Annotated in this window: 12 protein-coding genes; 6 read left to right on the forward strand and 6 right to left on the reverse strand. The window is 63.3% G+C overall.

Annotated elements, in window-relative coordinates:
• The first annotated feature begins 70 nt into the window (after positions 1-70).
• Genes trmB through M1L53_RS04190 form a run of 3 tightly spaced genes read left to right on the forward strand, consistent with a single transcriptional unit; the run spans position 71 to position 4,483 of the window.
• Positions 71-829 carry a tRNA (guanosine(46)-N7)-methyltransferase TrmB gene (gene trmB / locus M1L53_RS04180; RefSeq protein ID WP_037132323.1) on the forward strand — a complete coding sequence of 253 codons (759 nt, stop codon included), beginning with the start codon at positions 71-73 and terminating at the stop codon, positions 827-829.
• Complete coding sequence (locus tag M1L53_RS04185; RefSeq protein WP_003945733.1) at positions 826-1,533, forward strand: NYN domain-containing protein; 708 nt, start codon at positions 826-828, stop codon at positions 1,531-1,533. Before trmB ends, M1L53_RS04185 begins: the two co-directional genes overlap by 4 nt.
• Positions 1,534-1,543: 10 nt before the next feature.
• On the forward strand, positions 1,544-4,483 hold the full coding sequence (locus tag M1L53_RS04190; protein ID WP_007734492.1) for an MMPL family transporter: 2,940 nt from the start codon (positions 1,544-1,546) through the stop codon (positions 4,481-4,483).
• Here the strand turns inward: M1L53_RS04190 and M1L53_RS04195 are convergent.
• Both M1L53_RS04195 and M1L53_RS04200 read right to left on the reverse strand, forming a co-directional pair.
• The gene (locus tag M1L53_RS04195) at positions 4,458-6,320 is read right to left on the reverse strand and encodes a DUF2339 domain-containing protein (protein WP_054188002.1); all 1,863 of its coding nucleotides are present in this window, start codon (positions 6,318-6,320) and stop codon (positions 4,458-4,460) included. The two genes, M1L53_RS04190 and M1L53_RS04195, sit on opposite strands and share 26 nt — an antisense overlap.
• A gap of 137 nt (positions 6,321-6,457) precedes the next feature.
• Positions 6,458-7,030 carry a TetR/AcrR family transcriptional regulator gene (locus tag M1L53_RS04200; RefSeq protein ID WP_054188003.1) on the reverse strand — a complete coding sequence of 191 codons (573 nt, stop codon included), beginning with the start codon at positions 7,028-7,030 and terminating at the stop codon, positions 6,458-6,460.
• Between the two features lie 152 nt (positions 7,031-7,182).
• Here M1L53_RS04200 and M1L53_RS04205 point away from each other — a divergent pair, with 152 nt between their 5' ends.
• Together M1L53_RS04205 and M1L53_RS04210 are read left to right on the forward strand one after the other, a co-directional pair.
• A complete protein-coding gene (locus tag M1L53_RS04205) occupies positions 7,183-7,710 on the forward strand; it encodes a cupin domain-containing protein (protein ID WP_007734488.1) in 528 nt (175 codons plus the stop codon).
• 35 nt (positions 7,711-7,745) lie between these two features.
• Positions 7,746-8,198 carry a MaoC family dehydratase gene (locus tag M1L53_RS04210; RefSeq protein WP_003945664.1) on the forward strand — a complete coding sequence of 151 codons (453 nt, stop codon included), beginning with the start codon at positions 7,746-7,748 and terminating at the stop codon, positions 8,196-8,198.
• Between the two features lie 4 nt (positions 8,199-8,202).
• Here M1L53_RS04210 and M1L53_RS04215 read toward each other — a convergent pair whose 3' ends face one another.
• From M1L53_RS04215 to M1L53_RS04230, 4 genes are read right to left on the reverse strand one after another with little or no spacing between them, the layout of a single operon-like run.
• Entirely contained in the window at positions 8,203-8,922 is a 720-nt protein-coding gene (locus M1L53_RS04215; protein ID WP_007734485.1) for a DUF1707 domain-containing protein, read from the reverse strand.
• Positions 8,923-8,939: 17 nt separating this feature from the next.
• Positions 8,940-9,572 carry a response regulator transcription factor gene (locus M1L53_RS04220; protein WP_047269712.1) on the reverse strand — a complete coding sequence of 211 codons (633 nt, stop codon included), beginning with the start codon at positions 9,570-9,572 and terminating at the stop codon, positions 8,940-8,942.
• A 28-nt stretch (positions 9,573-9,600) separates the two neighbouring features.
• Entirely contained in the window at positions 9,601-10,824 is a 1,224-nt protein-coding gene (macS, locus tag M1L53_RS04225) for a MacS family sensor histidine kinase (protein ID WP_054188004.1), read from the reverse strand.
• On the reverse strand, positions 10,817-11,995 hold the full coding sequence (locus M1L53_RS04230) for an AI-2E family transporter (RefSeq protein ID WP_007734480.1): 1,179 nt from the start codon (positions 11,993-11,995) through the stop codon (positions 10,817-10,819). The genes macS and M1L53_RS04230 overlap by 8 nt, the downstream gene beginning before the upstream one ends.
• Before the next feature lie 192 nt (positions 11,996-12,187).
• Here M1L53_RS04230 and M1L53_RS04235 point away from each other — a divergent pair, with 192 nt between their 5' ends.
• Positions 12,188-13,666: an adenylate/guanylate cyclase domain-containing protein gene (locus tag M1L53_RS04235; RefSeq protein ID WP_003945952.1), complete on the forward strand. Its 1,479-nt coding sequence runs from the start codon at positions 12,188-12,190 to the stop codon at positions 13,664-13,666.
• Positions 13,667-13,668: the final 2 nt, after the last annotated feature.

The following is a 13,668-nucleotide window of genomic DNA, read 5'->3' on the forward strand; positions in this document are numbered from 1 at the left end:
CGACGGTTTCAGGACTTTCCGTGGAAAGTCTCAACTCAAACTTCAGACCCGTCTGCGCTAAACGGGGGTCATGCGTGACAATGGGTTCGTGAACGAAGCCGATCAGCATGCACCGCAGACCCCTGACACGGGGCAGACGGACCACACCAAGGGGTCCCGTCTCCATCCGAGAGTGACCAGCTTTCGCTCTCGCCGGGGTGCGCTGACCGACGCACAGCAGCAGGCTTGGGACCGTCAGTGGCCGCTCATCGGCGCCGACGTCTCGGACACACCGCTCGACGCGAACGCCTGGTTCGGACGTGAAGCACCCCTGATCATCGAGATCGGTTCGGGTACCGGCACCGCGACGGCCGCAATGGCCAAGGCGGAACCGCACGTGAACCTGATCGCGATCGAGGTGTACCGCCCCGGGCTGGCGCAGCTTCTCCAGCAGGTCGAACGCGAAGAAATTCCCAACGTCCGCGTACTGCGCGGTGACGCGATGGACGTACTCGAGAACATGGTCGCCCCCGAATCGCTGACGGGCGTCCGGGTGTTCTTCCCGGATCCGTGGCCCAAAGCCCGACATCACAAGCGTCGCCTCCTGCAGGGGCCGACGTTCGCGCTGATCGCCAACCGTCTCAAGCCTGGCGGAGTGCTGCACGTGGCAACCGATCACGCCGAGTACGCCGAATGGATCGAAGAAGCCGGCAATGCCGAGCCGCTGCTGACCGCACTCGACTGGGAGTCTCCGATGACCCACGAGCGTCCGGTCACCAAGTTCGAGGACAAAGCCCATAAGGTCGGAAGTGCAATCACCGAGCTTATATGGGGGAAGATCAGAGCATGAGCGTCAGCGAACAGCTATCCGACGACGTGACGTCGTCGGAATCTCCTCTCGACTTCGGTCGTGACTCCCGCCACCCCAAGCGGGTGCTTCTGGTCTGGGACGCCCCTAACCTCGACATGGGCCTCGGCGCCATCCTCGGTGGCCGGCCTACCGCCGCCTACCGGCCACGATTCGACGCTTTGGGTCGTTGGCTGCTCTCTCGCACCGCCGAACTGTCCGCACAGAACAGCGGCACGCTCGAGCCTGAAGCGACCGTCTTCACCAACATCGCGTCCGGCAGCGCCGACGTCGTTCGTCCTTGGGTCGAAGCCTTGCGTAACGTGGGTTTCGCGGTGTTCGCCAAGCCGAAGGTCGATGAAGACAGCGATGTCGATTCGGACATGCTCGAGCACATCGCGCTCCGGTACGGCGAGGGCCTCGCCGGAATCATGGTCGCCTCCGCCGACGGCCAAGCGTTCCGCGAACCTCTCGAGGACATCGCAGCAACCGGTATCCCGGTCCAGGTTCTCGGGTTCCGTGAACACGCCAGCTGGGCTGTGTCGTCCGATATCTTGGACTTCGTCGATCTCGAGGACATCCCAGGTGTCTTCCGTGAGCCTCTGCCACGGGTAAGCCTGGACACCCTGCCCGACGAGGGCGCCTGGTTGCAGCCGTTCCGACCGCTTTCTGCCCTGCTCATCGGGCGAAAAAGTGTTGCCGAGTAGGAGTTGATCAGTGTTCGCCAGCTGGGGAAGCATCGTCTATCGAGCCCGCTTCACCGTCATCGCTGTCATGGTGGCGGGGCTCCTCGGGCTCGCTGCGTACGGCCTGAGCCTGCAGGATCATCTCAGCCAGAGCGGCTGGGACGATCCGGGGTCGGAATCGGTAGAGGCTGCCAAACTCGCTGACGGCACGTTCGGACGCAGCACGACGGGTGACGTTCTGGCGCTGTACACGGCGCCGGAGGGCAAGACCGTCGACGACCCCGAGTTCCAAGCGAAGGTCATCGACAATCTGCAGCGACTCGTCGCCGACAACCCCGACCAGATCATGAAGATCAACGGCTCGTACTTCAAGGTCGACAACGGTCTCTCGGTGGCGGCCCTGGCGGACAAGACCAAGCAACACGCGGTCACCAGCATCGCGATCGCCGGAGACAACGACACCGCGGTGTCCAACAACTTCCGCGACGTCGAGTCGCAGTTCTACATCGACGGCGTCGACGTGCAACTCGCCGGCCTGCAACCTGTCGCGAATTCGCTCAACGACACGATGGCCAACGACATCAAGCGCATGGAAATGCTCGCGATTCCTGCTGTCGGTGTCCTGCTGTTCTTCGTCTTCGGTGGCGTCGTCGCTGCTGCCCTCCCGTTGATCGTCGGCGGTCTGACCGTCATCGGCGCCAACGGCATCATTCGACTGATCACCAACTTCACCGAGGTCAACGCGTTTGTTGCGCCCGTGGTCTCTCTGGTCGGCCTGGGTCTGGCGATCGACTACGGACTGTTCATCGTCAGCCGTTTCCGAGAAGAGATAGCCGAGGGGTACGACACCCCGACCGCTGTACGCCGAACGGTCATGACGGCGGGTAGAACGGTCATGTTCTCGGCGACCATGGTTGCCGTCAGCCTCGGCGGTCTGCTGTTGTTCCCGCAGGGCTTCCTCAAATCGGTGGCTTACGGCGCCATTGCTGCCGTCATGCTTGCCGCGATCTCGTCCATCACGATTCTTCCCGCGATTCTCGGCATTCTCGGCAAGCGGATCGACGCGCTGACCTTCAAGAAGCTGCGCCAGACCAAGACCAACGAGGAAATCGAGAACGGTTTCTGGGGCAAGCTCACCCGCTGGGTCATGCAGCATCCGCTCAAGGTCGCGGTCCCGATCGTCGCGGCTCTACTGCTGATGATCATTCCGCTGACGGGCATCAAGTTCGGCGGTATCAACGAGACGTACCTGCCCCCGGACAGCCCCACGCGTGTCGCGCAGGCGCAGTTCGACGAACTCTTCCCGGGCAATCGCACCGAGCCCGTTCGACTCGTCATCGAGGGAGCCGACAACACCACTCTCGGTCAGATTTCCAAGACCGCAAATGCTGCGCCGGGTCTGGTCGAGAAGTTCACCCCGGAGGTTGCGACGAAGGACGGTGTCAACGTCCTCAAGGCCGGTCTGACGGAGCGGAACGAAGCACGTCCCACCATCGACTATCTGCGGTCCGCGGACTGGCCCGAGGGCACAACTGTGCTGGTCGGCGGTACTCCGGCCATCGAGCAGGACAGCGTCGACGCATTGCTCGATCGTCTGCCGCTGATGGTCGTATCCGTCATCCTGCTGACGACCTTGCTGATGTTCTTGACGTTCGGCTCGCTCGTCCTGCCCATCAAGGCCGCATTGATGAGCGCGCTCGGACTGGGTTCGACGCTCGGAATCTTGACCTGGATCTTCATCGACGGGCACGGTTCCGGTCTGTTGAACTTCACACCGGGGCCGATCATGTCTCCCGTCCTGGTGTTGATCATCGCGATCGTCTACGGCCTGTCGACCGACTACGAAGTGTTCCTGCTCTCCCGCATGGTCGAAGCGCGAGCGCAGGGCGCGAGTACTACCGAATCCATCCGTATCGGCACGGCACATACCGGACGAATCATCACCGCTGCCGCACTGATTCTGATCGTGGTCACCGGCGCATTCGGCTTGTCCGATCTGGTGATGATGAAATACATCTCCTACGGCATGATCTCCGCGCTGATCATCGACGCGACTCTCATCCGAATGTTCCTGGTCCCCGCGACCATGAAACTGCTCGGCGACGACTGCTGGTGGGCTCCGGCCTGGATGAAGCGGATCCAGCAGAAGATCGGGCTGGGCGAGCCGATCCTCGACAACGAGCTGGTACTCGCGAACGTCCCGCAGATCGCGCCTGTCGGTGCGATCGCCGGACCGGGTCAGCCGCGCAAGATCGAAGCGGCCTCGCGGGTCATGCCGCCGCCTGCCCCGGCTGCACAGCCGGAAAGCGGACCTCGCGTTCCCGATCCTCTCACCGAGCCCATTCCGCTCAGCGAAATGGCGATCAAGGCACCCAACACGGAGGCTCCCGCCGCCGAGAAGCCGGCACCGCGACGTCGTCTCGATATCGGGAGTGCAGCCAGCGCCCCCCAGAACCTGATCGAGGCACCGGTACCCAATCCCTCGTACCGGCCGCAACCGAATGCCAGCGACAAGCGCAGAAACCCCACGCCCGCTGCGCCGGCCGAGCGTCCCATCGAGAGTTGGTTGTCGGACCTGCGGGCCCGGGAACAGACTCCCCCGGCCTCACGTCCACTGCCGGTGGTCCGGACGCCTTCGCGGACAAACGGTTCGGCGACCAACGGTGCTGCCAGCAGCAGTTCAGGCTCCAACGGCGCGAGCCGGAACGGCTCCGCAAACGGTGCTACCAACGGCTCTGCAACAAACGGTTCAGCCCCGACCTCGGTGGAGGCGACCCCCCAGTCGCCGCCTCCACCGACCGCTCCGGAGCGTCGTAACGGGGTTTTCACGGATTCGCCTTCGCCTACCAACGAGCCCCGAGTCTCGGACGCCACCCCTGACGGCGACGACAACGCCACCGGCAGGCACCGGCCTGACGACGCAGGCGCCATCAGCGTGAGCGAGCTCATCGCTCGCCAGAAGCGAAGCTGACCTGCTCCTGCTCCTGCTTGGCGAAGGCTCGTGCATAACGTGTCCCGACCAGCAGGAGCAGCAAGCCGACCACCAGGAAGGCAACGCTACGCACCAGCCCACTGAGTGTGGCCAGGTCGAAGAGGAACAGCTTTGCCACGGCCGCACTGGTGAGAGCAAGCCCGGCTCCGAGCAAGACGCGAGCGTGCTGGCGGTTGTTCAATCCGAGCACCAGCGCTGACGTGGCGGCAAGCATCCAGACGATGGTTGCAACGCTGTGCCCGGCAACGAAACCGGTTGCACTGTCGAAAATTTCGACGCCGGATGAGACGAGCGCGCACGTCACCGCGTAGAGGACACCGAACCCTGCGGCCGCCCATAGAACCGCTGCATTCGAATCGGCAATCAACTTCAGTCGGTGAATCGCCCAGACCAGCATCACCAGTGCACCTATCGCCGTCAGGCTCGAGAGTGCCGTGATCGCACCGAGTTGCATGGATGCGGCGCGAGCGGTCGTCAACGCCTCCGGCGGAACCGTCGTGAGGTATCCGATCGATCCGATTGCCGCAAAGACGGTTCCGAGGGCGAAGACGAAGCGCGAACCCGCATACAGCGAGACTCCGAGGAAGATCATTCCGACCGTGAGGATCAGCGGTACGACCAGAGATTCAGTCGCCCCGGAGAAGCAGCAGAGCAACAATGCGAGGGCGCCGGTTGCGCCCAGTCCGAATCGCAGTTGCGTCGGCAAAGGCTTGGCCGCCGCTGCAGCCGAAAGAAGTAGTGCCGCAGCAATTCCGTACAGCACTGCGGATTCGGTGCGCCCGAGCACGGCTCCGACGCACATCAGCGGAAGGGACGAGACGACAAAGGTAGCGGTGGACCACGCCCCTGCAATGCCGTCACGCGAGGGCGAACCCGTCCACTGCATAACCATCGCGCAGCCGGCCCCCACGATTGCAACCATGCCGGCACTGATCACCAATTGCACTGCACTGTTACCGGATTCGCCGAAGATGGACTTCGACGCTATCGCTGCGAGCAGTGCGAGAACCACCGGTGCGGTGCGCGCCATGCCCAGGTATTTCCAGTCACGACCGAGCTGGGCGGAGAATGTCGCCGATTGGATCGCGAAGAGGAAACCGATGAGGGTCAACGATATTCCCGACGTCAACACGGGAGCCAGCAGCGCTGCTCCCAGAACGATCATGAGCGCCAGCGATTCGGAATCCCACTTCACGGCGAGGGCAACGCCGGCGGCGGCGATTCCGAAGGCAATCACCACCGCGAGCGGTGTCGTCACCCAACCGTAGAGAACGGAGGCTGCGACGACATCGAGATACATCCCTGCAAAACCGGTGGCAGCCAGGGCAATTGCCCCCACTTTGCCCCCTGGTCGTCCGTGGACCCGCACCCCGGCAAACACCAAGGCGCCGGAAAGGAGCGCACCGCCGAGCACCCGCAGCGGAGGTCCGAAGAATCCGGCCTGCGCTGCAAGTACCAGCAGCATCACGACGCCGATCAGTGTGACGGCAACACCTGCCGCGGCCAGAAGTCGACTGATGACACCGTCGCGTTGCCACCAGGGCTGGCGAGGTGCGGCAACCGGATATGTCGGCGGCTGCCACGCGGGCACGCTCTGCTGAGGAGGCATTGGTGGCAACTGCGGCACCTGTGGCGCCGGAGCTGCGGGTGCCGGAACTACCGGCATGGGCGGGATCGCAGTAGCCGAGGCCAGCTGAGTCTGCAGGATCGACAGGTTCTGGCCGATGTGACGCAACTGCCGGCCGATGCTGTCGCACTCGGCCGAGAGGGCGGTCACCAGTCGCGGATCGACGGCGGAAGAGCTCGGTGTGGTCATGGCTTCGAGCTTGCTGCGTGGCCGAACCGATCAGATGAGTAGTACTACTCGATCAGCCTGGGGACTTCTCGTACTCAACTGAGGACACCTTCGACTGACAGCACCCTCGACTGACTGCATCATCGACTGACAGGGCACTAACGCCGAGGTGCCGCGTTCCGCAATCGTTCGGACAGAAGCCGACCCGAAGTGTGAAGCGGAGCGGGATCCTGACGCGCCCGAGCAAGGACCAGCGCGCCCTCGAGTGCGGACAGAGCGAGAATTGCCTCGGACTCGGAGTCTTCGCGGGACCAACCGTCTGCCTCGAGGCGCTGAGCCAGCAGTGCGAGCCACGAGTTGTACCCGTCCGCGCAAGCACCGCGGATGACCTCGGATTCGGTTGCGGCATCCAGTGTTGCCGTGGCCAGGGCGCATCCACGTTCGTAGTCCGAATCCGACAAACGCGCAGCCAATGCGGCGGCGAATGCCGAGATCGCGGTGGCTGCATCGGGTGAGCTCTCCAGCAGGTGCCGGATGAAATCGGCCATTGCCTCGCCACGTCGCCTCAGAGCCTCGCCTGCGAGTTCTTCCTTGCCGCCGGGAAAGTGAAAGTACAAGGAACCTTTGGTAGTCGCACTAGCCGAGAGAACTTCCGACACCCCCGTTCCGGCGTAGCCCTTCCGCTGCAACAAATCGGCAGCGGCATCGACCAACAAATCCCTCGTAGACATACGTTCAATATACCGATCAGTACACATATCGACAACACTTGAAGTGCATAAATTGTCAAAACCTTGCATCACTAGACCGATTGGTACATGATTCGGGAATCAACAAACCGGAGCGCGGCCAACGACGCTCACGACGACGAAGGACTGAATCGATGTCACCGAATTCCCCGAACAACACCACCACGACCGTCCTCGGACCGGACGAAGACCTCGCCGGGACCCTCGCGGCCACCGGCGTCCGGATGATGGTTCGTAACAAACAAACCGAGGGAGGTTTCTCTCTTGTACAACACCGCATCGCTCCGCATTCGATGACCTCACCGGTCCATCGCCACAGCCGGGAAGACGAGTACACGGTGGTTCAAAGTGGCCGCGTCGCAGCGATGGTCGGAGACGAGGTCGTCTACGCGGAGACCGGCGCCATGATCTTCAAACCGCGTGGCCAGTGGCACGCCGTGTGGAATCCCGACGACGCTCCAGCACGGATTCTCGAAATCATCACGCCCGGAGGGATGGAAGACCTGTTCGAACTGATGCCGAAACTACTGGCCGAAGCAGGTTCCGCCGCGGAATCGGTTGCAGCGCGGGTAGAAGCAGACTTCGGGATCGAATTCGATCTCGTTGCCACCGCCGAGATCGCACAGACACACGGTGTGGGATTCGGCATCGAAAGTCACTGACCGACTGTCAGCACCTACCGATCGAAGGAAAATTCATGCTTGTACTCACCGGAGCAGAAGACCTCAGCGCCAACCTGAACCAAGAGCTGGGCGTCAGCGACTGGCACGATGTCACCCAGGAGTCCATCGACGAGTTCGCCCGGGTCACCGGCGACGATCAGTGGATTCACGTCGATGTGGATCGCGCGAAGGAGTCGCCGTTCGGCGGAACCATCGCGCACGGCAACTACACGCTCTCACTCGGCCCCAAGTTCTCGTACGCAATGTTCTCGCTCGAAGGTTTTGCGTTTGCTCTCAACTGCGGATTCGACAAGGTCAGGTTGCCCGCTCCGCTTCCGGTCGGCTCTCGTGTCCGCATGCGCGCGACGTTGAGCAAAGTCGAACCGATCAACGGCGGTGTCCAGATCACGGTGACGCAGACGTTCGAACGAGAACACGGTGACAAGCCCGTGTGCGTCGCCGAGATGTTGACCCGCGCGTATCACTGAAAGGTCAGGAGCCGAACATCTTTCGGATCGTGGTACCGAAGGGATGCTTCGCGGTGACACTGCCGAATCGCACCTTGCCGTGCACCACCAGATGCAGCGGGCCCATCTGTGGGCCGGAACGAACCTTGTTCGACGCGCTTCCCCCGACTGCCTCGACACCGTTCATGTCCACCGTCGCCTCTTCGGGAACGATCAGTGAAATCGAGCTGGCGTAGTCGTCGATCGAGATGTTCACGACCTGCGTCTGCATCACCGCGCGCGTGAAATCGATAGTCACACTGGACATTCTGGTGTCGACCACGACAGCTGGTGGAACGATCCAGGCACCGTTCCGCGTCACCGTCGCCATTCGTCCACGGATCACGGCAGCATTTGCCGCTCCGTAAGTACCTACAACCGGAGCCCCGACGGGAGCGCGGTAAGGCGGGCTCGGATGAACCGGCGGCGGTTGGGGTTGGTACGTCGGCGCCGGGTAGGGCTGGCCTTGGTACATCGGCTGACCCGCGTTGGGATACGCGGGTGGGTCGTAGTCGGAGATCAGTGTGATGCCCGGAAGATCGGCGAGAACCGAGTTGAGCTCACCTCGTGTCTTTGCGGCCAAGGCAGTGTCCATGCGCTCGGTGAACTCACCGAGCGAGAGCATCCCTTGACCGACAGCTTTCTGCAGCAGCTCGCCGACATGCTCTCGTTCGGCATCGGATACGCGTAGATTCCTGGCCTCCATGATTTCCAGGATAAACGTTATTCGAGACCTTGTTCTATCGCGTATCGCGTGAGCTCGACGCGATTGGCCAACTGAAGCTTCCGAAGCGTTGCCTGCACATGGTTTTCGACGGTCCGGTGGCTGAGCGAGAGCCTCGTGGCGATCTGTTTTGCGCTCAGCCCCTTGGCGACAAGACGGAGCACTTCGGTCTCACGGTCGGTGAGCCGAGGCAGCTCGGGTGCGCGATCGTCGGCCGGTGCCGTCGACATCCGGCGGTACTCACCGAGCACCAATCCGGCGAGGCCGGGGGTGAAGACGGCTTGTCCGTCGAAAGTCGCTCGCACGGCCTCGAGCAGTTCCGCCACCGAAGCACTCTTGACCAGGTAACCCGACGCTCCGGCTTTGACCGCGTCGAGGACGTCGTCACGTTCGGCAGAGGCCGAAAGCACCAGTACCTTGCTCTTCGGCGAAACCTCGAGAACTGCGGTGGTGGCGTCGGCACCGTTTCCGTCCGGAAGGTTCATGTCCATCAGAACCACCGCTGGTTGCACGGCGGCGGCCCGGCGCCGCGCACTCTCGACACCCTCCGCCGTGGCGCTCACGGTGAAGCCGGCAGCTTCGAGGTCCCGGGAGACACCGTCGCGCCACATCGGGTGATCGTCGACGACCATCACCGTCACCGGATTCTCGCCATGTTCGTCAGCCACGCTCACTTTTCCCCTTCGGAACGTTGATCTCCCATTCGGTGCCCTCCCCCGGCCCGGTTTGCAGGACTGCAGTGCCGCCGAGCACCTGCACTCGGCCGAGAATGGACTTCGATACTCCCATGCGGCCTTCGGCTTCGGCCTGCGCCAAGCGACCCTCGGGGATTCCGACGCCGTCGTCGCGGACGCTGACGATCACCTCGTCCGGCAAATCTTCGAGCAATACGTATGCCTTCGCCGCGGGCCCGGCGTGCAGCCCGACATTGGACAGAGCATTGTCGACGATGGCTGCCAGTTCGATGGCTCGATCACGCTCGATCACGACGGGGTGCGCGGGCGTCGACACCGACACCGACGTGCTTGCCTGCGTGGTCAGCAGCGGACACAGATCCACTGTCTGTCCGCCGACGTCTGCCGCGGCGCCCGAAACCTGCTCGGAGATCAGCATTCTCAAGGCGACCTCCTGCTCACCGGCCAGAGCAGCCAGTTCAGCTGCCTCGCCGCCGAGTGCCGCACCTCGCCTGCGCACCATCGCCAGCACCTGCAGAACGCCGTCGTGTACTTCGCGTGCCAAACGCTCGCGCTCTTCGGTGGCCGCCGCCAGACGGACGGCTTGCTCGAGTTGTCGATGCGAGCGCCGAGCGGTGGTGGTGGCCAAGCCCAACGCCAGGCCGACCGATACGAGCACGGGAGCCGTCGCATCGCGCCAGAGGTCCAGTTTGACCTGGTCGCGGATGATCGCGCTGGCCGCCGAGATGACAACTCCGGACGCCATACCGAGCCACGGCCCGCCGAGAATTGCCGCGGAGATGACCGCGTTGGTGGCCCACAGCGTGGTGGGCAGCGTCTGGTGATTCTGATACCACTCGTGGTCGGAGACCAGCCTCGTCGACGCCATCAGCAAGATGACGACCACCTGATCGGCGATCACCACCTGATACCGCGGCAGCTTCTTCCCGAACAAAGCACCGGATGTCCCGAGCAACAGTGCCGACACCCCGGTCCACACGGCCATCAGAGCGACGAAGAACCAGCTGAGCCGAGAGTTGGTGTAGTCGGAGGCCGAGGCGAACTGGTAGCTGATCGCGTACACCAGCGTGACGAGCCGAAATGCCTGTGCCGCCCGCCACAGCGGGGCATCAGGGTCGGTGTCGACACCCGACGCCTCGCGAACGGTCGGCTGATAGTGCAGCCGACGACGGCGGGTGGGCTCAGTCATCGGGAGGAGTGGGGTTCACGATGCGAGGCTCGGCGCGCGGCTCGTCGGGTTCGGCGGGGAACAGTGGGGTTTCCGGATCTTCGACGTGCAGTTCGGCGTACGCGATGTCCGGGTCGTCGGCGAGGAGGGAACGAATAGCGGTATTCAGGACCGCGACGATCGGAACAGCCAAGAGCCCGCCGACGATTCCAGCGAGAACGATGCCCGTTGTAATGGCGAGAACGACTGCCAGCGGATGCAGGCGAACAGCGCGACCCAACAACAGCGGTTGCATCACGTGCGCTTCGAGCTGCATGACGCCGATGATGATGCCGAGGACGATCAGCGCCGTCAGGAAACCCTTCGTGACCAGAGCGACAAGCACCGCGAGAAAACCGGTCAGAAATGCACCGACGATCGGAATGAACGCGCCGATGAACACCAACGACGCCAGCGGCAGGGCGAGCGGCACCCCGAGGATCGCCAGGCCGGCACCGATACCGATCGCGTCGGCGGCGGCAACCGCGACCGTGGCGCGCACGTAGCCGATCAGCGACCCGAAACCTGCAGAACCGGCGATCCGTACGCGACGACGCGCGTCGGTGGGAACGATCCGGGTGACGAACTGCCAGATCTGATCGCCGCCGTAGAGGAAGAAGATGAGAGTGAACAGCGTCAGCAATGCCCCGGTGAAGATCTCGCCGATGACTGTCGCCGTGGTCAAGGCGCCGCTGGTCAGGGACTCACGATTGGATTGCACCGACTTGACGACCGAATCACCTGCCTGGCGGATCTGATCCTCGCTGAAGTGCAGCGGACCGCTGGTGAGCCAGTTCTGAATTTGCGTGACGCTGGCCGTGAACTGGTCGGTGAGCTGGGGCAACCCGTCGATGAACTGCTCGACGACAAACGTCATGATTCCCGCGACCAGTCCGATCGAGGCAAGCAGAACGACGATGACGGCTGCCGAGCGGGGAACACCCCACACCTGTAGCCGATCGACAATCGGGATCAGCAGAGCTGATGCCAGCAGAGCCAGCCCCACCGGGATGAGCACGGTTTCGAGGCGGAGTACGACGTACCCGAGAACCAACAGTCCGGCGAAGATCACAATGAGGCGCCACGACCATTCCGCAGCGATGCGCACGCCGGGATGCACCGCCCGAGCGTCGGCGGAGATGGGTTTGTTCATCCTCGATGCTCGCTCCGCACGCCCCCTGTTTGCGTTCACATCGCGAGCCTAACCGGCCCGGCCGACACAGGTGAGCGGACGAATAATCGGACGCGCGTACCAACACTTCGACCTCTGCCAGCTAAATTGAACCCTGTGCGGGCCTCATACAGAGCAATAGCGGTGACCATCCGCAGCCGGTGGCCCCTCTATATGCTCTCCATGCTCGCAGCCAATCTGATCGGCGCGGTACTGGTCTTTGCCTTCGTCCGGTACGGCGTGCCGATCCAGGAGTCCGACGCGATAGTTGCCGACCGGGTCCGCAACTTCGCGATCTTCGGCGTGTACCTGGCATTCGCCGGCGCCGTCAGCCTCACGGCGGCGGCGATGATGTTGAAGTCGGTCATTCGCTGGCGGCTGCGCGGGGGTCCACCGACGAGGTCCGAGCAGATGGCGGCACTGCACGCGCCGCTTCGCCAGGCCATCGTCCACCTGGTGCTGTGGATTCTGGGCGGCATCATCTTCGTGTTCCTGACCATCACCGAGATGCCCGGACTCGCGATCGCCGTGATCGTGACGGTCTGCATGGCCGCGACCACGACCTTCGGGTTCACCTACATGCTCGGTGAGCGCATTTTGCGTCCGGTCGCCGCCCAGGCCTTGAGCGAGGGCGAATTCGATCGGACCATGGCGCCTGGCGTCGGAACCCGGCTGGCGATGACCTGGGGTCTCGGCACGCTGATGCCCGTCGCAGGCATCATCTTGCTGTGCTCGACGCAGCTCACGACCGATCTCGAGTTCTCCCCCGACTCGCTCGCGTGGGCGATCCTGCTCATCTCGATCATGGCGATCGTGCAGGCCTTTGCGCTGTCGATGCTGACGGCTACCCAGATCTCCGATCCGATCCGCCAACTGCGACGCGCCATCGAGCGGGTGCAGCGCGGCGCCACCGACGTACGCGTCGAGGTGTTCGACGGCAGTGAGATCGGCCGGCTGCAGGTCGGCTTCAACCGCATGATGAAAGAGTCCGACGAGCGTCGTCTGCTGCGTGAGCTGTTCGGTCAGCACGTCGGCGAGGACGTGGCCCGGCGCGCGTTGAAGTTCGGTACCGAGCTGGGCGGCGAAACTCGATTCGTGGCAGTTCTGTTCGTCGACATGGTCGGGTCCACCGGTGCCGCGGCCGAGCGCCCGCCGGGTGAAGTGGTCGAACTGCTCAACGAGTTCTTCCGTGTGGTCGTCGACGTCATCGATCGTCACCATGGTTTTGTCAACAAGTTCATGGGTGATGCAGCGCTCGCCATCTTCGGTGCACCACTCGATCGACCCGACGCTCCGACGGCAGCCCTCGCTGCGGCTCGCGAGCTGCGGTTCAAGCTCAACGACATCACCGGCCTCGACGTCGGAATCGGTGTGAGCGCGGGGCTCGCGGTCGCCGGCAACATCGGTGCTGCCGAACGTTTCGAGTACACCGTGATCGGTGATCCGGTCAACGAGGCGTCACGGCTCACCGAGCTCGCGAAACTTCGGCCCAGCCGGGTGCTGGCGTCGACGAGCGCGTTGTACTTCGCCGACGAAGAGGAACAGGCCGAGTGGGAACTCGGAGAGCAAGTCCAACTGCGTGGGCGCCGACGACTGACGCATCTGGCGTGGCCGGAAAAGTATCCAGAGGTCGATCCGGATCAAATTGGTTAGGG

The sequence above is a fragment of the Rhodococcus sp. T9N genome, assembly GCF_024436645.1.
Lineage (GTDB): Bacteria > Actinomycetota > Actinomycetes > Mycobacteriales > Mycobacteriaceae > Rhodococcus_F > Rhodococcus_F qingshengii.

What these genes read in the sequence shown, in the direction of transcription:
- M1L53_RS04215 (WP_007734485.1), bottom strand. Translation starts at nt 8,922, where the DNA reads ATGGAGGCCAGGAATCTACGCGTATCCGATGCCGAACGAGAGCATGTC.
- trmB (WP_037132323.1), top strand. Translation starts at nt 71, where the DNA reads ATGCGTGACAATGGGTTCGTGAACGAAGCCGATCAGCATGCACCGCAG.
- M1L53_RS04210 (WP_003945664.1), top strand. Translation starts at nt 7,746, where the DNA reads ATGCTTGTACTCACCGGAGCAGAAGACCTCAGCGCCAACCTGAACCAA.
- M1L53_RS04235 (WP_003945952.1), top strand. Translation starts at nt 12,188, where the DNA reads ATGCTCTCCATGCTCGCAGCCAATCTGATCGGCGCGGTACTGGTCTTT.
- M1L53_RS04220 (WP_047269712.1), bottom strand. Translation starts at nt 9,572, where the DNA reads ATGGTCGTCGACGATCACCCGATGTGGCGCGACGGTGTCTCCCGGGAC.
- M1L53_RS04230 (WP_007734480.1), bottom strand. Translation starts at nt 11,995, where the DNA reads ATGAACAAACCCATCTCCGCCGACGCTCGGGCGGTGCATCCCGGCGTG.
- M1L53_RS04205 (WP_007734488.1), top strand. Translation starts at nt 7,183, where the DNA reads ATGTCACCGAATTCCCCGAACAACACCACCACGACCGTCCTCGGACCG.
- M1L53_RS04200 (WP_054188003.1), bottom strand. Translation starts at nt 7,030, where the DNA reads ATGTCTACGAGGGATTTGTTGGTCGATGCCGCTGCCGATTTGTTGCAG.
- M1L53_RS04185 (WP_003945733.1), top strand. Translation starts at nt 826, where the DNA reads ATGAGCGTCAGCGAACAGCTATCCGACGACGTGACGTCGTCGGAATCT.
- macS (WP_054188004.1), bottom strand. Translation starts at nt 10,824, where the DNA reads ATGACTGAGCCCACCCGCCGTCGTCGGCTGCACTATCAGCCGACCGTT.
- M1L53_RS04195 (WP_054188002.1), bottom strand. Translation starts at nt 6,320, where the DNA reads ATGACCACACCGAGCTCTTCCGCCGTCGATCCGCGACTGGTGACCGCC.